This window comes from Bradyrhizobium cosmicum, assembly GCF_032290525.1.
Lineage (GTDB): Bacteria > Pseudomonadota > Alphaproteobacteria > Rhizobiales > Xanthobacteraceae > Bradyrhizobium > Bradyrhizobium cosmicum_A.
In genome coordinates, this window is record NZ_JASXTA010000032.1 from 16,211 (window position 1) to 37,636 (window position 21,426).

The 21,426-nt window shown below is 63.9% G+C and carries 16 protein-coding genes; 14 read left to right on the forward strand and 2 right to left on the reverse strand.

Translation table 11 applies throughout. From position 1 onward, the window contains the following. Nucleotides 1-33: 33 nt before the first annotated feature. The 3 genes from sthA to QSV46_RS35520 all read left to right on the forward strand — a co-directional run bounded on the left by sthA (nt 34) and on the right by QSV46_RS35520 (nt 4,474). Entirely contained in the window at nt 34-1,425 is a 1,392-nt protein-coding gene (sthA, locus tag QSV46_RS35510; protein WP_314962804.1) for a Si-specific NAD(P)(+) transhydrogenase, read from the forward strand. Nucleotides 1,426-1,723: 298 nt separating this feature from the next. Then, nucleotides 1,724-2,959, forward strand: a complete 1,236-nt coding sequence (locus QSV46_RS35515) for an LLM class flavin-dependent oxidoreductase (protein ID WP_314962732.1) — start codon at nt 1,724-1,726, stop codon at nt 2,957-2,959. Between the two features lie 138 nt (nt 2,960-3,097). Continuing rightward, entirely contained in the window at nt 3,098-4,474 is a 1,377-nt protein-coding gene (locus QSV46_RS35520; protein WP_314962735.1) for a cytochrome P450, read from the forward strand. 134 nt (nt 4,475-4,608) lie between these two features. Here the strand turns inward: QSV46_RS35520 and QSV46_RS35525 are convergent, their stop codons facing one another. Continuing rightward, nucleotides 4,609-5,448 (reverse strand): glucose 1-dehydrogenase, encoded by an 840-nt coding sequence (locus QSV46_RS35525; RefSeq protein ID WP_314962737.1) that lies wholly within the window; start codon nt 5,446-5,448, stop codon nt 4,609-4,611. Between the two features lie 193 nt (nt 5,449-5,641). Here QSV46_RS35525 and QSV46_RS35530 point away from each other — a divergent pair, with 193 nt between their 5' ends. From QSV46_RS35530 to QSV46_RS35580, 11 genes are all read left to right on the forward strand, one after another. After that, entirely contained in the window at nt 5,642-6,607 is a 966-nt protein-coding gene (locus QSV46_RS35530; RefSeq protein ID WP_314962739.1) for a sensor histidine kinase, read from the forward strand. Nucleotides 6,608-6,804: 197 nt separating this feature from the next. Beyond that, nucleotides 6,805-8,541 carry a putative bifunctional diguanylate cyclase/phosphodiesterase gene (locus QSV46_RS35535; RefSeq protein ID WP_314962742.1) on the forward strand — a complete coding sequence of 579 codons (1,737 nt, stop codon included), beginning with the start codon at nt 6,805-6,807 and terminating at the stop codon, nt 8,539-8,541. A 267-nt stretch (nt 8,542-8,808) separates the two neighbouring features. Beyond that, complete coding sequence (locus QSV46_RS35540; RefSeq protein ID WP_314962744.1) at nt 8,809-10,251, forward strand: sigma-54 interaction domain-containing protein; 1,443 nt, start codon at nt 8,809-8,811, stop codon at nt 10,249-10,251. A gap of 329 nt (nt 10,252-10,580) precedes the next feature. After that, nucleotides 10,581-11,765, forward strand: coding sequence for a substrate-binding domain-containing protein (locus tag QSV46_RS35545; RefSeq protein ID WP_314962747.1), 1,185 nt, complete (start codon nt 10,581-10,583; stop codon nt 11,763-11,765). Between the two features lie 58 nt (nt 11,766-11,823). Beyond that, entirely contained in the window at nt 11,824-12,600 is a 777-nt protein-coding gene (locus QSV46_RS35550) for an ABC transporter ATP-binding protein (protein ID WP_314962749.1), read from the forward strand. Continuing rightward, nucleotides 12,597-13,319: an ABC transporter ATP-binding protein gene (locus QSV46_RS35555; protein WP_314962751.1), complete on the forward strand. Its 723-nt coding sequence runs from the start codon at nt 12,597-12,599 to the stop codon at nt 13,317-13,319. The genes QSV46_RS35550 and QSV46_RS35555 overlap by 4 nt, the downstream gene beginning before the upstream one ends. Next, a complete protein-coding gene (locus QSV46_RS35560) occupies nt 13,316-14,326 on the forward strand; it encodes a branched-chain amino acid ABC transporter permease (RefSeq protein WP_314962754.1) in 1,011 nt (336 codons plus the stop codon). Before QSV46_RS35555 ends, QSV46_RS35560 begins: the two co-directional genes overlap by 4 nt. Continuing rightward, complete coding sequence (locus tag QSV46_RS35565) at nt 14,323-15,408, forward strand: branched-chain amino acid ABC transporter permease (RefSeq protein ID WP_314962756.1); 1,086 nt, start codon at nt 14,323-14,325, stop codon at nt 15,406-15,408. Before QSV46_RS35560 ends, QSV46_RS35565 begins: the two co-directional genes overlap by 4 nt. Nucleotides 15,409-15,582: 174 nt before the next feature. Next, nucleotides 15,583-18,693 (forward strand): EAL domain-containing protein, encoded by a 3,111-nt coding sequence (locus tag QSV46_RS35570; RefSeq protein WP_314962758.1) that lies wholly within the window; start codon nt 15,583-15,585, stop codon nt 18,691-18,693. 1 nt (nt 18,694) lies between these two features. Further along, complete coding sequence (locus tag QSV46_RS35575) at nt 18,695-19,750, forward strand: diguanylate cyclase (RefSeq protein WP_314962759.1); 1,056 nt, start codon at nt 18,695-18,697, stop codon at nt 19,748-19,750. A gap of 344 nt (nt 19,751-20,094) precedes the next feature. Beyond that, nucleotides 20,095-20,991: an HNH endonuclease signature motif containing protein gene (locus QSV46_RS35580; protein ID WP_314962762.1), complete on the forward strand. Its 897-nt coding sequence runs from the start codon at nt 20,095-20,097 to the stop codon at nt 20,989-20,991. A gap of 32 nt (nt 20,992-21,023) precedes the next feature. On the opposite strand, the gene QSV46_RS35585 is transcribed toward QSV46_RS35580, so the two are convergent. Further along, complete coding sequence (locus QSV46_RS35585; protein ID WP_314962765.1) at nt 21,024-21,407, reverse strand: hypothetical protein; 384 nt, start codon at nt 21,405-21,407, stop codon at nt 21,024-21,026. Nucleotides 21,408-21,426: the final 19 nt, after the last annotated feature.

Below are 21,426 nucleotides of genomic sequence, written 5' to 3' on the forward strand. Positions count from 1 at the left end.
CCCGCTGGTTTTGCGGGCTCGGAAGTCTTCCGGATGTACGACTACGACATGGTTGTGATCGGCTCGGGCCCGTCGGGGCGCCGGGCCGCGGTGCAATGCGCCAAGCTCGGCAAGGCCGTGCTGGTGGTGGAGAAGGGTCGGCGGGTTGGCGGCGTCTCCGTTCACACCGGCACCATCCCGTCCAAGACATTGCGCGAGACCGTGCTCAATCTCTCCGGCTGGCGCGAGCGCGGCTTCTATGGCCGCTCCTACCGGGTGAAGCAGGATATCGCCGCCAGCGATCTGATGACACGGCTGCAGAAGACACTCGACCATGAGGTCGAGGTCTTGGAGCATCAGTTCAGCCGCAACCTGGTCCGCACCGCCAATGGCGAGGCGCGGCTGGTCTCACCGCACGAGGTCGAGATCACCAGCCCGATCGGCGAGGTGAAGGTGGTGTCGGCGGCTTTCATCCTGATCGCCTGCGGCACGCGCCCGTTCCGGCCCGACTATGTGCCGTTCGATGGCGCCACAGTGCTCGACAGCGACCAGATCATCGAGCTGCCAAAGCTGCCGCGCAGTCTCGCCGTGATCGGCGCCGGCGTGATCGGCGTCGAATACGCCACGATCTTCAGCGCGCTCGACGTGCCCGTGACCCTGATCGAACCGCGTCCGACCTTCCTCGATTTCATCGACAAGGAATTGATCGACGAGTTCATGCACGAACTGCGCGACCGCAATGTCGCGCTGCGGCTCGGCGCCAAGGTCAACTCGATCGAGAAGACTGCGCAGGGCAGCATCGTCACGCATTTGTCGGACGGGCGGCACGTCACCACGGAAATGCTGCTGTTCGCGGCCGGGCGTGTCGGCGCCACCGACCGGCTCAACCTCGACGCGGCCGGCATCGTGGTCGACCATCGCGGCCGCATCTCGGTCGATCCGGTGACGCTCCAGACCAGCGTACCGCACATCTACGCGGCTGGCGACGTGATCGGCTTTCCGAGCTTGGCCTCGACCTCGATGGAGCAGGGTCGCGTCGCCGCCTGTCACGCGCTCGGCATGGAGCCGATGGCGCCGCCGGAGTTCTTTCCCTACGGCATCTATTCGGTGCCGGAGATCTCCACGGCGGGCTTGACGGAGGAAGAGGTGCGGACCCGCGGCATTCCCTACGAGGTCGGCATCGCGCGCTTCCGCGAAACCTCGCGCGGCCACATCATGGGGCTGAACAGCGGCATGATGAAGATGATCTTCTCGACCAAGACGCGCCGCCTGCTCGGCGTGCACATCCTCGGCGAAGGCGCCACCGAATTGATCCATATCGGCCAGGCCGTGCTGAACCTCAAAGGCACCATCGACTATTTCATCCAGAACACGTTCAACTATCCGACGCTGGCAGAGGCCTACAAGATCGCCGGGCTGGATGCGTGGAACAGGATGACGCGGTAGCGTACTTCACCTCTCCCTCTCCTCGTCATGCCCGGGCTCGTCCCGCCTGCGCGGCCAAAGCCGCTTCGGCGAGGCGAAGGCCCGGGCATCCACGTTTTTCGTGGCGCGACAAAGGTCGTGGATGGCCGGGACAAGCCCGGCCATGACGGTGTGGAAGCGTCTGGACACAAGATCGAGGAGAGCGGAATTCAACGCATGCCTGCATTCCGCTGCGCGGGACATCGCGCGATTGCGTTCAATGGCTCCAGCACGTAGCTTTCCGCACCTAACAAACAAAAAACCAGCCGGAGAGAACGCCATGGCGCGCCTGAAATTCGGAGCTTTTCTTGCTCCGCATCACCCGATCGGGGAGCATCCGATGCTCCAGTTCCGGCGCGATCTCGATCTTGTCGAGCAGCTCGATGCGCTCGGCTATGACGAGTTCTGGTGCGGCGAGCATCACTCGTCCGGCTGGGAGATGATCGCCTCGCCCGAGATGTTCCTCGCCGCGGCCGGCGAGCGCACCAAGCGGATCAGGCTCGGCACCGGCGTGGTGTCGCTGCCCTATCATCATCCCTTCAACGTCGCCCAGCGCATGGTGCAGCTCGATCACATGACCGGCGGCCGCGCCATCTTCGGCTCCGGTCCCGGCGCGCTGGCCTCGGACGCGCATACGCTCGGCATCGATCCGATGACCCAGCGCGACCGCCAGGACGAGGCGATCGGCGTGATCCGGCGGCTCTTCAACGGCGAGCGTGTCACTGCCAAGACCGACTGGTTCACCATGAACGACGCCGCGCTGCAGATCCTGCCGCTGCAGGAAGAGATGCCGTTCGTGGTGGCCTCGCAGATCTCGCCCTCCGGCATGACGCTCGCCGGCAAATACGGCATCGGCATCATCTCGCTGGGCTCGATGACGACGCAGGGCCTGATGTCGCTGCAGCAGCAATGGCAGTTCGCCGAGGATGCCGCCAAGAAGCACGGCACCACCGTCAACCGCGCCGACTGGCGCGTGCTGCTGACCTTCCACATCGCCGAGACCCGCGAGCAGGCCCGCAAGGAAGCAGGTGCCGGGCTGATGCGCTGGCACAACGAATATAATGTCGGCACGTTGCAGCGGCCGGGCCTGACCGCATTCGCCTCGCCCGACGAGGCCGTGGACAAGACCGCCTTCGTGGAGGGCGCGGCGTCGACCATCGGCACGCCCGACGATCTCGTCAAAACCATCAAGAACGTGATGCAGGTCTCCGGCGGCATCGGCGCCGTCATCGGCTTCGTGCACGACTGGGCCAATCCGGAAGCGACGCGCCGCAGCTGGGACATGGTGGCGCGCTATGTGGTGCCGGGGATCAACGGCTACATCGATGGTCTACGCAAGTCACAAAAATTCGTGATCGAGAACCGCGCGATCTTCGAACGCGCGGGCCAGGCCGTGATGGCCAAGATCATGCAGAACGAGAAGGCCGCCGAGGCGCTGAAGGTGACCGGCCCCGGCCGCGTCGCCATTCCCGCCGTCAACGCACCGGATCTGCAGAAGGAAGCCGCCAAGCGGTAAGCCTCGCCGAATTGAGACGCAACGATCCCGAGCAAGAAATGAGGGCCTGTGCTAAGTTGATGCGGTCAACGCGGCACCGGCCGCAATAATGCCGCGGTCGCGCTCTTCCGTTCGGTCGGGCAAACCGGAGCAATCGTCATGTCGATGCAGAATGTCGCCGCCCCTGCGCTCGGCTTCACCGCGCCCAAACGCAACGAGCTGACGCACATCCCCGGCGACGAGGGATGGCCGATCATCGGCAAGACCTTTCAGGTGCTCGCCGATCCGAAGGGGCACATCGAGGCGAACGGCGTCAAATACGGCCCAGTCTACCGCACACATGTCTTCGGCGAAACCAATGTCGTGCTGCTCGGGCCTGAAGCCAACGAGCTCGTGATGTTCGACCAGCAAAAGCTGTTCTCGTCGACCCACGGCTGGAACAAGGTGCTCGGCCTGCTGTTTCCGCGCGGCCTGATGCTGCTGGATTTCGACGAGCACCGGCTGCATCGCAAGGCGCTGTCGGTCGCGTTCAAGTCCGGGCCGATGAAATCCTATCTCAGCGATCTGGACCGCGGCATCGCCGCGCGCGTCGCGCAGTGGAAGGCCAAGCCCGGCGCGATGCAGCTTTATCCGGCGATGAAGCAGCTCACGCTCGACCTCGCCGCGGCGTCCTTCCTCGGCGCCGATATCGGGCCGGAGGTGGACGAGATCAACCGCGCCTTCGTCGACATGGTCGCGGCCGCCGTCGCCCCGATCCGCCGGCCCTTGCCCGGCACCCAGATGGCGGCGGGTGTGAGGGGACGCAAGCGCATCGTCGCCTATTTCCGCGAGCAAATTCCGCTCCGCCGCGGCAATCACGGTGGCGATGATCTGTTCTCGCAGCTCTGCCGCGCCACCCATGAGGACGGCGGCCTGTTGTCCGAACAGGACATCGTCGACCACATGAGTTTTCTCATGATGGCGGCGCACGACACGCTGACTTCGTCGCTGACCTCCTTCGTCGGCGAGCTCGCCGCAAATCCGGACTGGCAGGACAGGCTGCGCGCCGAGGTTCTTGCGCTCGGTCTTGCCCCGGGCGCGCCAAGCAGCTTCGACGATCTCGAAAAGATGCCGCTGTCGGAGATGGCGTTCAAGGAGGCGCTGCGGATCAAGCCGCCGGTGCCCTCGATGCCGCGCCGCGCGATGCGCGATTTCACCTTCAAGGGATTTATGATTCCCGCCGGCACCGCGGTCGGCGTCAATCCGCTCTACACGCACCACATGAAGGACATCTGGCCGGAGCCGGACCGCTTCGATCCCTTGCGCTTCACCGAGGAAGCCCAGCGCAACCGCCATCGGTTTGCCTGGGTGCCGTTCGGCGGCGGCGCGCATATGTGCCTCGGCCTGCACTTCGCCTACATGCAGGCGAAGTGCTTCGCGCGGCATTTCCTGCAGAACCTCGAGGTGTCGCTGGAGCCGGGCTACAAGCCGGACTGGCAGATGTGGCCGATCCCGAAGCCGCGGGATGGGCTGCGGGTGACGGTGAAGGCGGTGTGATATGTCTCGTGTCCCGGACGCGCGAAGCGCGAGCCGGGACCCAGAATCTTGCGATGCGGTCGGTAGCGAGATGGGCCCCGGCTCTGCAGCGCACCGCTGAAGCAGCGCTGCGTTGCGTCCGGGGCACGAGTTTCCTACGCCCCCTGCTCGAACGACTTGCGCAAGGCGCTCAAGCCTTGCTGCTGCTGGCTCCAGTTGCGGCCGCCGGTGATGGCGCCGTCGATGACGAGGTCGTGGCCGTTGATGAAACTGGACTCGTCGCTGGCCAGGAACACGGCGGCGTGGGCAATGTCATCGGGAATGCCGGCGCGCGGGATCGGCTGCGCGGTCTTGTAGACCTCGCGCATCACGGCTGGCGTCTTCTCCGCGGCGTCGGTCGACAGCCCCAGCGCCTTGCCGAAGATGCCGGTCGCGATCGCGCCGGGCGAGATCGAGTTGACGCGGACGTTGGATTCGCCGAGCTCCATCGCCACGCATTTGGTGAGATGGATCACCGCCGCCTTGGCCGCGCCGTAAACCACCGACGAGGAGAAGCCGGCGAGACGGCCGGCGATGCTGCCATTGTTGATGATGCTGCCGGCCCCCTGCTTCTTCATGTAAGGCGCGGCGTGCTTCATGCCGAGCATCACGCTGCGCACCAGCGTCGCCATCGCCGCATCGAACCGCTCGATGTCGAGGCCCTCGATGCCGCCGGTCTGCGCCGGGCCGCCGGCATTGTTGAACAGGCAGTCGATCCGGCCGAACTTGTCCACCGCGAGCGCGATCAGCGCCTGCATCTGCGCTTCGACGGTCACATCGGTCTGGCGGAAGACGCAATTGGCTCCGAGCTGCCTCGCCAGTGCCTCGCCTTCCGGTACGCGCCGCCCCGCGATCACAATTTTGGCACCTTCGGCAACGAAGACTTCTGCGGTACGCAAACCGATCCCGCTCGTCGCGCCCGTGATCACCGCAACCTTGCCGTCCAGCCTGCCCATGGAATCTCCCTGTTTTCGAATGATTTGACGCCAAATGCGAACACCGGTCGATGACGTCGCCGCGACAACCGGGGCCGCGGCGCTCACTATTCCCGCCGGTCCGCGACAAGGCAAGCTTTGCTTGCGCATGCGACATGCGTAACATTCGCGCTCCTGTCTCGATTTTCGAACGCATCGCGCAACCGGGCTGGGCATGCAGAAGCTGATCGACGAACTCCGCAAGGGCTGGCAGGGCGTGGCACCGCCATCGCTCGTTCTGGGCCTTTGCTTCGCGGTCGCGTGCCTGCTGGTTGCGACGCTGGCGCGCTGGGGTCTCGCGTATGTGCGGCCCGACGTCTACTTCACGCCGTACTTCCCGGCCGTGTTCTTCGCGGCTGCATTCGGCGGCTTGCGGATCGGCATCATCACGGCGCTGGTCGGCGGCGTGCTCGGCGTCGCCGTCAATTTCGGCGACGCCTTTGCCGATCGCTCCAGGTTCGTCTTGCTGACCCTTTATTGGGGCGTCTCCGCCCTCACCATCTGGGGCGTCGAGCATTATCGCACGATGCTGGCGGAGCAGCGCCGGATCTCCAAGCGCCTGATCGAGGAAGAGGACTACCGCAAGCTGCTGGTCGACGAACTCCAGCACCGGCTGAAGAACAAGCTGTCTACGGCACATGCGGTGCTGCATCAGGTGCTGCACGATCAGCCGCAGGTTTGGGCCAAGGTCGATCCGCGGCTGCGGTCGCTGGCCATGACCGACGATTTGATCTCGCGGATCGACAAGGCCGGCTGCGACATTCGCGATCTCCTGATTGCGGAGCTCGGGCCCTACGGCCATGTCCGTTTCACGCTCAACGGCGACCGGCTGTTCCTGCCGCCGAAACTCGCGGTCACGCTGTCACTGATGTTTCACGAGCTCGCCACCAACGCGGGCAAATATGGTGCCTTCTCGGCGCCGCGCGGATTGCTGCAGGTGTCATGGACCGTCAGCGGCGACCGTCTGACCGTCACCTGGGATGAAACCGAGGGTCCGAGCATCGACAACGTGTCGGCGCCGGGCTTCGGCACCCAATTGCTGAAGTCGGCGTTGTCGGCCTTCGACGGCAAGAGCGAGGTCTCCTATCTCCGGACCGGCCTGCATTGCATCATGCAATGCCGCATCCCCAAGAACGAGTAGACTCGAAGCAAGCGAAAGCGAACCGCGTGCAATTTCGCAGGCGCTGTTGACGCTCCGTTAATGACGATGGATTGCACGCGTCGCATCGCCGCAAAACACCCCCGTATTTCTGCGGACCCCTTAACCAAACCTAAGAGGGAACCGCGCAAGATCGCGCCCATTGCAAAGGCGCTGAAACAACAAGATTCATGACTTCTATGAACGACAACAGATATTCCGGCGCCCATGAAGCCGAGTTCGGATTTCTCAAGGAAATCGTTAGAATGCTGCCTGCCGGCCTGACCGTGCAGGACGCGCAAGGCGAACTCCTCCTGGTCAACGATGCGGCAGCCAGCCAGCTCGGCATGGATGGAAGCCGTCCCGCGCCGGATCTCGCGCAGCGCCGGGAAGCCTGCCGGCAGGCGCTGAGCGGCGGCCGGGCGGTCGTTACCGAGGAAGCACTTCATGACGGAGCTGCGCGCCAGGTGTTGCTGACCACCCATCGTCCGGTTCGCCTTGCCGGACGCGAGTTGCTGATCTCGACCTCCTCGGACATCACCGAGCAGAAGAACTTCGAGGACCAGCTGTTCCGCTCGGCCTATTTCGATGAATTGACCGGCCTGCCCTCGCGGCGCGTGATCGAGCATCGCGCCAACAGCCTGCTCGCGCGCGACAACAAGGGCGAACGCTTCGCGCTCGCCTTTCTCGACGTCGACAATTTCAAACACATCAACGATTATTACGGCCATGTCGTCGGCGATGCGCTGCTGGCCGAGCTGTCGAAGCGGCTCGGGCGGGACCTGCGCGATTCCGACATGCTGTCGCGCATCTCCGGCGACGAATTCCTGCTGCTGCTCTCGCCGATCCAGAGCCAGGAGGAAGTCGCCGAATTCATGCAGTCGACGCTGGAGCGGCTGACCGCACCGTTCTTCATCGACAATTCGGAAGTGTTCGCTTCCACCTCCGTCGGCGTCAGCCTCTATCCCGACCACGGCAGCAGCTTCGAGACACTGCGCCAGAACGCCGACATTGCGATGTACCGCATCAAGAACAACGGCAAGGGATCGGCGGCCTTCTTCGATTCCAGCATGGAGCGCGAGGCGCTGGCGCGGATGAAGATCGAGCAGTCGCTGCGGCTCGCCATCCTCGAAAAGCGCTTCTGCTGCGCATTCCAGTCCAAGGTCGACATCCGCACGCAGGCCGTGAAAGGCATCGAGGCATTGGTGCGGCTGCGCGACGACGAAGGCGTGATCCAGGCACCGGGCTCGTTCATCAACCTTGCCGGCGAATTGGGGCTGATCGACGAGCTGACCCATCTCGTGCTCGCCGAGATCGTCAAGTCGATCGACCTGATCAACGACACCTTTGGCGCGGAAGCGTCGATCAGCATCAACGTCGCCGCCAAGCAGGCCGGCAATCCCGAGTTCATGCGCAGTTTTGCGCAGGCACTGGAGGAGACCGGCTTTCCGCAGCGCTTCATGATCGAGGTGACGGAAGACGCCTTCGTCGCCAAGAATCATTTCCAGGCCGAGATCCTGCCGATGTTCCGCAAGCTCGGCGTCGGCATCTCGATCGACGATTTCGGCACCGGCTATTCCTCGCTCTCGGCGCTCGCCGACATCACGGCCGACGAGATCAAGATCGACCGCTCCTTCATCACCGACATTCATAAGCGCCCGCGCAACCAGGGCATCTTGCGCGCGATCGAATCCCTGAGCGAAGCGCTCGGCATGACTGTGATCGCCGAAGGCCTGGAATCCTACGAGGAACTGGCTTATCTGCAGGCCGCCACCAAAATCCGCTACGCGCAAGGCTATTATTTCGCCCGGCCGATTTTCCTGGAGGAGCTGAAGCTCGCAACGCCCGTCTCCAGCGAGGCGAGGGCAAGCGTCGCAAGCCGCCCGCACCAGCAGAATCGGCAGGGCTATTCGCGCGCGAACGGGTATCGGCGGTAAGCCAGCAGCAGCGCAACGACAATACCGCTGTCGTCCCGGGGCGCGCGAAGCGCGAACCCGGGATCTATAACCCCAGGGACCGGTTACGGCACAAGTTGGTCACCACGGGTCTTCGCCAAATCACTTCCTGTGGCTCTGGGTCCCGGATCTGGGCTTCGCTTGTCCGGGGCGACGACTGGAGCATGGGGCGCGCCGCAAACGAGCATTTCCCCCTTTGAAATCGCTGGCCTTTTGATAATAACAGGCGGACCTCCGCTGGGGTATGTCATGTCCGCTTTTTCCTCCGATTTCAGCGATCCCGCCTATGTCCGCGCGCGGGCGATGGTCACGCTGTTCGAGCGGCTGGAGCATCTGTGCGAGGGCGCGATCGCGATCGATCGCAGCGGGCGGGTGATTTACGTCAACGAGAAATATCTGGCCTCGCTGGGTCTCAAGCACGCCACCGAGGCGATCGGGCGGCCGATCGAGGAGATCATCCCGAACAGCCTGATGCGGACCGTCGTCGAGAGCGGCGAGCCGATCCTGCTCGACATCATGGAGCTGGGCGGCGAGCAGCTCGTGGTGACGCGAATGCCGATCGAGGACGAGGAGCGCAATGTCATCGGCGCGATCGGCTTCGTGCTCTACGACCATATCGAAAGCCTCAAACCCCTGCTCGCGCGCGTCACGCAGCTCGAGAGCGATCTGCGGCTGGCGCGGCGCCAATTGTCCCATGCCCGCGCGGCGCGTTTCAGCTTTGCCGATTTCGTCGGCACGACACCAGCGATCGCGCAGGCCAAGGAGTTCGCCAAGCGTGCGGCGCGGCAGAGTGTGACCGTGCTGCTCACCGGCGAGACCGGCACCGGCAAGGAGCTGCTGGCGCAGGCGATCCACAACGCGTCCTCGCGCGCGGACAAGCCGTTCGTCAGCGTCAACGTCGCGGCGATCCCGGAGACGCTGATCGAGTCGGAGTTCTTCGGCACCGCGCCGGGCGCCTATACCGGCGCCGATCGCAGGGGGCGCGAGGGGAAATTCCGGATCGCCGACGGCGGCACGCTGTTCCTCGACGAGATCGGCGAGATGCCGCTGCAACTTCAGGCAAAACTCGTGCGCGTGCTGCAGGAGCGCGAGATCGAGCCGCTCGGCTCGGACAAGGTCACCAAGGTCGATGTGCGCGTCATTGCCGCGACCAATGTCGACCTGCGCAAGCGCGTCAGCGACGGCGCTTTCCGTGCCGATCTCTACTACCGCCTCAACGTGCTCTCGATCGACCTGCCTCCCTTGAGAAAATGCCTGGATGATCTCCCTGACATCTGCGCACGGCTGATCGAGGACATCAGCGCCTCCTGTGATTTCGTCAATGCCAGGATCACGCCGAGCGGGCTGGCGGCCCTTGCGCGCTACGACTGGCCCGGCAACGTCCGCGAGCTCCGCAATGTCCTGGAACGCGCGCTGATCCTGAGCGATTCGGGCCGCCTGACCGGCGATGATTTCGTTCACATCCTGCCGGTCCGTGCCGAACCAGGCTCGGCGCCGACGCCGCGGATGACGGGATCGGTCGTCCCCTATGCCGAAGCCGAGGCGGAGTTCGAGAAGCAGACGCTCGAACATGCGCTGGCCGCCAGCAACGGCCAGATCACGGAAGCCGCGCGCATGCTCCGCATCTCGCGCGCGACATTTTACAAGAAGCTCGCCAAGTTCGGCCTCGCGTCGGGATCGCCGCCCGTCTGACTTTCGAGACGGCACGTGTCTGGAGTCTCGGATTCCTGACACTGTTACGATGGCCCCTGGTCTTGGCCCGGCCAGTATTTCTGCCGCATTTTCAGCCGTTCCCGCGCAACGTCCGGGATCTGGCGCAGAGCTTGCTCTGCGACGGCCTCGAGGAAACGCGTGGACGACGCGGCACGGCGTTGCCAACGCAAACACCGCAATCGCGGCACGCGCACGTCAAGAGACTGTCACATGCGGCCACGCGAACTCCGCCGGAAGGTGGAATTGCAATGTTTGCACACTTGTGCAACTCGCTGTGACCAAGACAATTCATTCAGGGAGGAACCATCGTGCGTCGAACGCTCATTCTCACAGCAGCCATTCTCGGCCTCGCGGCGAACGCCTCTGCGCAGGCCGACGACCTCAAGGTCGCGCTGATCTACGGCAAGACCGGCCCGCTCGAGGCCTATGCCAAGCAGACCGAAACCGGCCTGAAAATGGGCTTTGAATACGCCACCAAGGGCACCATGACGCTCGACGGCCGCAAGATCGTCATCATCACCAAGGACGACCAGGGCAAGCCGGACCTGTCGAAGGCCGCCCTCGCGGAGGCCTATCAGGACGACAAGGCGGACATTGCGATCGGCACGACCTCGTCGGCCGCAGCGCTCGCCATTCTCCCGGTCGCCGAGGAGAACAAGAAGATCCTGATCGTCGAGCCCGCGGTCGCGGACCAGATTACCGGCGAGAAGTGGAATCGCTACATCTTCCGCACGGGGCGCAATTCGTCGCAGGACGCGATCTCCAACGCGGTCGCGATCGGCAAGCAGGGCGTCACCGTTGCGACGCTGGCGCAGGACTATGCATTCGGACGTGACGGCGTCGCCGCCTTCAAGGAGGCGCTGGCCAAGACCGGTGCGACGCTCGCGGCCGAAGAATACGCTCCGACCTCGACCACCGATTTCACCGCGGTCGGCCAGCGCCTGTTCGACGCGCTGAAGGACAAGCCGGGCCGCAAGGTGATCTGGGTGATCTGGGCCGGCGCCGGCAATCCGCTGGCCAAGCTCCAGGATATGGACCCGAAGCGCTACGGCATCGAACTCTCGACCGGCGGCAACATCCTGCCGGCGCTCGCGGCCTATAAGGGCCTGCCCGGCATGGAAGGCGCGACCTATTATTACTACGACATCCCGAAGAACCCGGTGAACGACTGGCTGGTCGCCGAGCATCAGAAGCGCTTCAACGCCCCGCCGGACTTCTTCACCGCGGGCGGCTTTGCCGCCGCGATGTCCGTCGTCGCCGCCGTCACCAAGGCGAAGTCGACCGACACCGAGAAGCTGATCACGGCGATGGAAGGCCTGGAGTTCGACACGCCGAAAGGCAAGATGATGTTCCGCAAGGAGGACCACCAGGCGCTCCAGAGCATGTATCACTTCAAGGTCAAGGTCGATCCAAACGTCGCCTGGGCCGTGCTCGAGCCGGTGCGCGAACTGAAGTTTGAGGACATGGACGTTCCGGTTAAGAACAAGCGGTGATTGTTTCACCTCTCCCCTCCGGGGAGAGGTGAACCGCCCAGCCGAGACACCTCAGCCAATGACGTTCACCCTCGAAACTCGCGATCTCACCATCCGCTTTGGCGGCCATGTCGCGGTCAATAGCGTCACCTGCACGTTCCGCCCGGGCGAGCTCACCGCGATCGTCGGGCCGAACGGCGCCGGCAAGACCACTTATTTCAACCTGATCTCGGGTCAGCTCCGCGCTTCACACGGCAGCATCCTGTTCGACGGCACCGACATCACCCAGCATTCCGCGCCGATGCGCACCCGGGCGGGCCTCGGACGCGCCTTCCAGCTCACCAATCTCTTTCCGACTCTCTCGGTCGAAGAGAACGTCCGCCTCGCGGTGCAGGCGGCCAACGGCACGCATTACGACATGCTGCGGCCCTGGACGGTCCGCCGCGACCTGATCGCCCGCGCAGATGCCATCCTCGACCAGGTCGCACTCGGCAATCGCCGCGGCGTCGCGGCGACCGCGCTCTCGCATGGCGACCAGCGCAAGCTCGAGGTCGCGCTGATGATCGCGCTGGAGCCGAAGGTGTTCATGTTCGACGAGCCGACCGCCGGCATGAGCATCGACGAGGTGCCGGTCGTGCTGAACCTGATCGCGCAGCTCAAGCATGACAGGAGCAAGATCATCTTGCTGGTCGAACACAAGATGAACGTGGTGCGCTCGCTCGCCGACCGCATCATCGTGCTGCATAACGGCCAGCTCGTCGCCGACGGCCCGCCCGCAGAGGTGATCGCCTCGCCTATCGTGCAGGAAGCCTATCTCGGCGTTGCCCCCAAGATCGCTCCAGAGAGCGCGGCATGACCGACCTTCTCAGACTCTCCGGCGTGCACACGCATATCGGCCGCTACCACATCCTCCAGGGCATCGACCTCGCAGTCCCGCAAGGGCAGGTCACCATGCTGCTCGGCCGCAACGGCGCCGGCAAGACCACGACGCTGCGCACCATCATGGGGCTGTGGCAGGCCTCCTCCGGCGAGATCAGCCTTGGCGGGATGCGCATCGAGAGCCGCGCCACGCCCGACATCGCCCGGCTCGGCGTCGGCTACGTGCCGGAGAGCATGGCCGTGTTTTCCGATCTCACGGTGAAGGAAAACCTGGTGCTGGCGGCGCGTGACGGGCCGCTCGACGATGCCCAGCTCGACTGGATTTTTGGCTTCTTCCCGGCATTGCGCCGGTTCTGGCTGTCGCGGGCTGGAAGCCTCTCCGGCGGACAAAAGCAGATGCTGTCGATCGCGCGCGCCATCGTCGAGCCGCGCAAGCTCCTCCTGATCGACGAGCCGACCAAGGGGCTGGCGCCGGCGATCGTGATGGCGCTGATCGAGTGCCTCAAGGAGATCAAGCGCAAGGGCGCGACGATCCTCATAGTCGAACAGAATTTCTTTGCCGCCCGCGAGCTCGGCGACAACGTGCTGGTCATGGACAACGGCACCATCGTCCATCGCGGCGAGATGGCGGCGCTCGCCGCCGACGTGCCGCTGCAAGAGCGCTTGCTCGGCCTGAGCCTGGAGGCGCATCAGTGACTGAACTTGCCGCAACCGATCCCCTGCCGAAGCCGAAGCGCGATCTCGCGCCGGTCCTGCTGCCGATCGCGGTCGCCCTCGTGATGATTCCTCTGATCGGCTCCCCCAGCACCTGGCTGACGCTGACCGCCGCGAGCCTTGCCATGGGCATGATGATCTTCATCATGGCCTCCGGACTGACGCTGGTTTTCGGCCTGATGGACGTGCTCAATTTCGGCCACGGCGCCTTCATCGCCGTCGGCGCCTATGTCGCAACCCTGGTGCTGGCGCCGTTCGCGGCTTCCATTCAGGCGGATTCGCTGTGGATCAACCTCGCCGTGCTGGCGCCGGCCGCGCTGCTATCGATGGCGGTGTCCGGCGCGCTCGGCCTGGTCGTCGAGCGCGTGCTGATCCTTCCCGTCTATGGCCAGCACCTGAAGCAGATCCTGATGACGACTGGCGGCCTCATTGTTGCAGAACAGACGCTCTATGCGCTGTGGGGGCCGCAGATCATCCCGATGCCGCTGCCGACCTCGCTGCGCGGCTCGTTCATCCTCGGCGACGTCGCGATCGCCAAATACCGCGTGCTGGCAACGCTGATCGGTCTCGCCGTCTTCATCGCGATCCAGCTCGTGCTCAACCGCACCAAGCTCGGGCTGCTGATCCGCGCCGGCGTCGAGAACCGCGAGATGGTCGAGGCGCTCGGCTATCGCATCCGCCGCCTGTTCCTCGGCGTGTTCATGACGGGATCGGCGCTCGCCGGCCTCGGCGGCGTGATGTGGGCGCTCTACCGCGAGCAGGTCCACGCCTCCATGAGCGACGAGCTCACCGTGCTGATCTTCATCGTCGTCATCATCGGCGGCCTCGGCTCGATCGGCGGCTGCTTCATCGGCGCCATTCTCGTGGCCATGATCGCCAATTACGGCGGCTTCCTGGTGCCGAAGCTCGCCCTCGTCTCCAACATCCTGCTGATGGTCGCCATCCTGATGTGGCGTCCGCGCGGCCTCTATGCGGTGACCAGCCGATGATGATCCTTTCAGGCGATCCGCCGCGCAGCCGCGCGCTGACGCTCCTTCTCGTCGTCATCATCCTGGCGCTGGCGTTAACGCCGTTCCTGTTCCCGGGCGCCAAGGCACTGAACGTTGCAGCAAAGATCTGCGTTTTCGCCGCGCTGGTCGCCTCCTACGACCTGCTGCTCGGCTACACCGGCTCGGTCTCGTTTGCCCACACCATGTTCTACGGCATCGGCAGCTACGCCATCGCGATCGCGCTGTACGGGATGGGTCCGAATTGGGCGGCGGTCGCAACCGGCATCGCCGTCGGCCTGCCGCTCGCGGCGCTGCTCGCGCTCGCGATCGGCCTGTTTTCGCTGCGGGTGGCCGCGATCTTCTTTGCCATGATCACGCTCGCGGTCGCCTCCGCCTTCCAGGTGCTGGCCTCTCAGCTCTCCTGGCTGACCGGCGGCGAGGACGGGCGCAGCTTCCAGCTGCCGGAGCTGCTGCGCCCCGGCACGGTGCTGATCTCCAAAAACCTGTTTGGCTTCGAGATCAACGGCCGCATCCTCACCTTCTACCTGGTGTTCGCCGTCTCGGCCCTGATGATCCTTGCGCTGCTGCGCGTGGTGAACTCGCCATTCGGCCGCGTGCTGCAGGCGATCCGCGAGAACCGTTTTCGCGCCGAGGCGCTCGGCTTCCGCACCGTCTTCCACCTGACCTACGCCAACTGTCTCGCCGCGCTGGTCGCCGCCAGCGCCGGCATTTTGAACGCGCTGTGGCTGCGCTATGCCGGTCCCGACACCTCGCTCAGCTTTTCGATCATGCTCGACATCCTCCTGATGGTCGTGATCGGCGGCATGGGCACGATCTACGGCGCGATCATCGGCGCCACGATCTTCATCCTCGCCCAGAACTATCTGCAATCGCTGATGGGCGCCGCCTCCAAGGCGGCGAGCGAAGCAGGCCTGCCGCTGCTGCCGGGTCTGCTTCATCCCGACCGCTGGTTGCTGTGGCTCGGGCTGCTCTTCATCGCCAGCGTCTATTTCTTTCCGACCGGCGTGGTCGGACGGCTGCGCCAGGGCGGCAGCGACAAGAGCGCGGGCGCCTCGCATTAAGCCGCGGTTAATGATGCAGCGCAGCGATTGCCGCGGGCGCTCCACAACCGCGGAGCGATTCCCGCCAAGCTGCATCCGGGCGCGAGGATGCAACCGGATTAATGCTCAGGTAACTGGCTTTGCTAAGGTTTGCGCCATTTGTGCGGTGTATTCCTGGTCCTCCAGGGAGGGGAAATGCGCCAGGTCTTGTCAGCGCTCGCAGCCGGAACGTTCCTAGTCGCGAAGAGCGGCTGGGATGCAGCGATTCGTCGCGGACCGGTGCTGTGGCTGACCCTGTGCGGCGTGTTGCTGGTCGCCGGGATCTTCACCGTCACCGCCATGGCGATCGGGGATTTCCGCGAACGGACCCTGGCCAACCGCGAGCGCGAGCTGGAAAACACGGTGCAGCTGATCGCGCGGCATTTCGATCAGCAGTTCGAGGATTCCGACGTCGTCGCCGCCGACCTGATCGGCCAAATGAACCTGCCGGAGATCACTTCGGCCGCCATGTTCCGCGAGCGCATGTCCGGGCTTGCGACGAACCAGATGCTGCGCAGCAAGATCAGCTCCGTTTCCTATCTCGGCGACATCGCGATCTACGATGCCGACGGCGAGCTGATCAACTGGTCGCGGGCCCAGCCGTTGCCCAAGATCAATGTCTCCTCGCGCGCCTACTTCCAGACGTTCAAATCCGATCCCACGGTCGAACCGGTCATCCTGGAATCGGTCCGCAGCTTCATCATCGGCAAATGGACCACGGTCGTCGCACGCCGGCTGAGCGGCGCGGACGGCACCTTCCTCGGCGCGATGGTCCGTCGGATCGATCCGGACAGCTACCAGCACTATTTTGCATCTGTCGCTCTCGCCGAGGGCACGGCGATCTCGCTGTTCGATCGCGAAGGCAAGATGCTGGCGCGCTACCCGCATGCCGAAGAGCTGATCGGACGGAGCTTCAAGGATGCGCCACTGATGCACAAGGTGCTGACCCAGGGCGGCCAGCACACGCTCCGGGTCAGGAGCCCGGTCGACGGCGAGGAGCGGCTAGGCTCGGCCGCCGCGCTGACGCATTTCCCGCTGGCCATCGTCGCCACCAGCACCACGGCCGCAGCGCTGGCCGACTGGCGGCAGCAGACCGGATTCATGGTCACGACAGCCGCGCTCTCGGCCGCGGCGATCGCGCTGATCCTGTATCTGATCATCCGTCAGATCATTCGGCGGAACCGCGAGGCCCAGGAGCGAATCGAGGCTGAGCGGCAGCGGCTCGACACCGCCCTGAACAACATGTCGCAAGGCCTGATCCTGTATGACGCGGCCGGATACATCGTCACCTGCAACCGCCGCTACGTCGACATGTTCGGCCTCTCCCACGACGTCATCAAGCCCGGCTGTCACATCCGCGACGCGATGCATCACCGCAAGCAGCGCGATGCTTTCAGCGGCGAAGTCGAGACGTTTTGCGCGGAGGTGATGAAGGTCGTCGCCGAAGGCAAGGTCTCCACCAGGATCCATGAGCTGCCCAACGGCCGCGCCTTCCAGGTCATCAACACCCCGCTCGCGCAGGGCGGATGGGTCGCCACCATCGAGGACATCACCGAGCGCCGCAATCTGGAGCAGGAGCGCGACCGCAACCACACCTTCCTGCGCGAGATCATCGACCATATCCCCTCGCAGATCACCGTGAAGGACGCTCGCACGCGGGAATATCTGCTGCTCAATGGAGTCGCCGAACAGCTGTTCGGCCAGTCTCGTCAGGATGTCGTCGGCAAGACTGCATTCGATATCTTTCCCGAGCCGTCCGCCGCTGTCATCACCAAGGAGGACGATAGTGCGCTGCAATCGGCCAAGGGATTGTTCAAGGACGAACATTCCTGGCAGATGCCGGGCATGGGACTGCGTTACATCACCTCGACCCGGATCGGAATTCGCGACGAAGACGGCGAGCCGCGCTTTCTCATTCATGTCATCGATGACGTCACCGAGCGGCGCCGGGCTGACGATAAGATCGCGCATATGGCGCATTACGATGCGCTGACCGACCTGCCGAACCGCACGCTGTTCCGTGAACAGATCGAACGCGAGCTGGCGAAGGTCGCGGACGGCGAGCAGTTCGCGTTGCTCTATATCGACGTAGACGAATTCAAGGGCATCAACGATTCGCTCGGCCATCACGTCGGCGACGAGCTCTTGAAGGCGATCGCGACCCGCCTGCGCGGCTGCCTCAAGAAAAGCGATCTGATTGCGCGGCTCGGCGGCGACGAATTCGCGGTGATCCAGACCGGGATCCAGTCCTCTGCGGACGTGCTGTCATTCGTGACGCGGATCTACGAGGCGATCCGTCAGCCCTATCACTGCCTCGGCCATCAGCTCTCCACCGACGCCAGCATCGGCATTGCGCTGGCGCCGCAGGACGGGACCGATCTCGACCAGCTCATCAAGCATGCCGATCTTGCGATGTACGGCGCCAAGGCCGAAGGACGCCGCACCCATCGCTTCTTCGAGCCGGCGATGGATGCGAGTGCCAGGGCGCGCCTGACCCTGGAGCAGGATTTGCGCCAGGCCTTGGTGAATGGCGGCTTCGAGATTCACTACCAGCCGCTGGTCGATCTGCGCACCAACGACGTGTCGGGGTGCGAGGCGCTGCTGCGCTGGCGGCATCCCGAACGCGGCTGGGTGTCACCCGCGGAGTTCATTCCGATCGCCGAAGATACCGGCCTCATCAACGAGCTCGGCGACTGGGTGCTGCGCATGGCCTGCAACGAGGCCGCGACCTGGCCGGCGCATGTGCGGATTGCGGTCAACGTCTCGCCGGTGCAGCTTAAATGCGACACGCTGGCGCTGCGGATCGCGAGCGCACTCGCCGCCTCCGGGCTCGCTCCCTCCCGGCTCGAGCTCGAGATCACCGAGGCGGTGCTGATCCGCGACGACGAGGCGGCACTCTCGATCCTGCACCAGCTCCGGTCCATCGGCGTGCGCATCGCGCTCGACGATTTCGGCACGGGCTATTCCTCGCTGAGCTATCTCAAGCGCTTTCCGTTCGACAAGATCAAGATCGACCGCTGCTTCGTCGCCGACATCGCGGAGACCAGCGGCGCGCCGGTAATCGTGCAAGCGGTGGTGAACATCGCCGCGGCCAGCAGCATGACCACGGTCGCCGAGGGCGTCGAGACCGAGGCGCAACGCGAGATGCTGCGTGCGCTCGGCTGCACCGAAATGCAGGGCTATCTTTTCAGCAAACCGAAGCCGGCCGCCGAGGTGCGAGGGTTGTTCGATCCGACCAATGCCGCGCCGGTGGCGGCGGTGGCCTGAGATGGCAAATCCGACGAAAACTTCGGCGAAAGCCGTCGACGTTGCGGATTCCTATGCCGTACGGCTGATGCAGCATCTGGTGGTGCCGACTTTCGTGATCGACCCGAAGCGCCGCGTCGTGATCTGGAACAGAGCTTGCGAGCGGCTGACCGGCGTCGCCGCCTCGGAGGTGATCGGCACGACGAAACACTGGCAGGCCTTCTACGAGACCAAGCGCCCCTGCCTCGCCGACCTCGTCGCACTCGACCGGCCCGAGCAGCTGCCGGAGTTTTATTCGGAATATGCCGCGCGCGGCCATAACGGGCTCGGCTTTTCCGCCGAGAACTGGTGCGTGATGCCGAAGCTCGGCAGCCATCTCTATCTCGCCATCGACGCCGGCCCGATCCACGACGAGGCCGGCCATCTGATCGCGGTGGTGGAAACGCTGCGCGACCTCACCGACCAGAAGCGCGCCGAGGCGGCGCTTAAGGAGCTGGCCACCAAGGACGGGCTGACCGGCCTGTCGAACCGACGCTCCTTCGACCAGATGCTGATGACGGAATGGGACCGCGCCCGGCGGACACAGAAGCCGATGGCGCTGCTGTTCGTCGACGTCGATCACTTCAAGCTATTCAACGACCGCCACGGCCACCAGGCCGGCGACGAATGCCTGCGCGCGGTCGCCACCGTCGTCAGCCGGCACGCCGTGCGCCCGCTCGACTTCGCCAGTCGCTATGGCGGGGAAGAATTCGCGCTGATCCTGCCGGACACGGATTGCGACAATGCCCGCGCCATCGCCGACGAGATCCGCAGCGCCGTCATGGCCTTGCGGATCGCCCATGGCGGCATTGGAGCCGGCGACCACGTCACCCTCAGCGTCGGCGTCGCCAGCCACGTTCCGGGTGAAGCCGATGGCGGTCCCGACCGGCTGCTGGGCGCGGCCGACGAGGCGCTCTATGCGGCCAAACGGCTCGGCCGCAACCGCGTCATCTGCGCCGAGCGCCTGCTCGCCGAATTTGCCGGGCTTGGCCGGGATAGCGCGCCGGTTCCTGGCCGCAAGGCCTGCAAAACAGCCTAGCCCAAATCAGCCTTGCCGGAGACGGCGGAAGCGGTTGCCCGCCCCCCGCCAATCGGCTAAATGAACCTCGACTAGCACCCGTAGCTCAGCTGGATAGAGCGTTGCCCTCCGAAGCTGGACCGGTGCTCAGCAAAATCCCAGGAATATCGAGGCTTAGTAGCAGCCGATGCGCTATTTGCGCGTCAAAGGCACAGGCGGGCCACGCTTAGTAGTGTTCTATGGCCAAAAGGGTGGACCTGGCCTGAAGCTCTTCGAATTTTGCGCGAACTATGGCAGGGTCAAACCTCAAGTTGCCAGCAACGCTCGCGAATCGCCAAGTGGATACGCCAGACCTCGATACACTCATGCGAATGGCCGCCTTCGAGCGGGTCCGAGGGTTGAATGAGACGCACGACCATCTAACCGCGGCAGAGCTGAAGCCGGGCTTTCTTTTTCGAGGCGAACGTATCCCGCTAGTCAATCCGCAGCGCGGCATCTTCAAGCCCCAGCAAATGCGCTTCTTGCTATCCATTAAAACTGTGTTTCCGAAGGCGGGCGCTAAAATCTGGTATGATGACCAGAGAGAAGTTCATCGTCAGATATTCGAAGGCGATGAAACGATTGACTACGCGTTCATGGGTGGAAACCCCAATGCCGCCGATAATCGCTGGCTACGCGAGGCATACGAGAACGAGATAGCAATAATCTATTTTCTCGGGATAGCGCCTGGCCGCTACCAAGCCTTCTTTCCAACTTTCATAGCCGGTTGGGATCGCGAGACGCTCAGAGCGCGAGTATCCTTTGGGCTCGCGCCAACCACTCTGGAACCTCCGGTGGATAGATTAGAGCGGCGATATGCGGTGCGCATGGTTAAACAGCGCCTGCATCAGGCAACTTTCAGAGAGGCCGTGATCACAGCCTATGACGGACGCTGTGCGCTCTCGGGCCTCCCTGAGCCTCTGCTGCTCGACGCTGCGCATATCATTGCGGATGGGCATGAACTCCTAGGCCAACCCCTCGTAACAAATGGCATCCCACTGTCGAAAATTCACCACGCCGCCTTTGATGCACATCTGATCGGAATCGACCCGGACTTTTGTATGCACGTCTCTGGCAGATTGCTCAATCAGAATGACGGTCCAATGTTGGACGCGCTCAAAGGGCTGAACGGCCTCAAGATCAGACTACCCCAGAGAGCTAAGGACCGACCCGATCGAGACCGATTGGCCCAACGCTTTGCTTTCTTCAAGAGAGCTGCATGACCGTTTCAGATTCTCAGCTACTGTGAGCATCATCACAATCCGCTGGCTTTTCGCCTCCGCAGAAGCGTCGTGAGTTCATTCACTCGTCCCTTGATGTCGTTAAGCTCGAGAGCGAGAAGCAGCTCGGGCCGACCAGCCATCTCAAGAACTGCACCAAAGACCGGATCGCAATGCTTCATCAGATTTACGAGATGGTCTCCGCTCGGTCCATAATTTCCTGCAAACCAGTTTTTGACGGTTCGCTCATTAGCGCCGGTCCACGACGCAACAATCTTCACATGCGCCGTAGTCTGCCCTAGCGCCTCATTGAGGGCAGACGCCACATTGGCCGCGAAGATCTGCGATTCCACCCGTCGGCCAGTTTGTTCTGTCACGGACAGAGGTGGAAACAACTTGCCCTTCTTTGGAAACGACATTCCGCTCCCCTGCTTTATG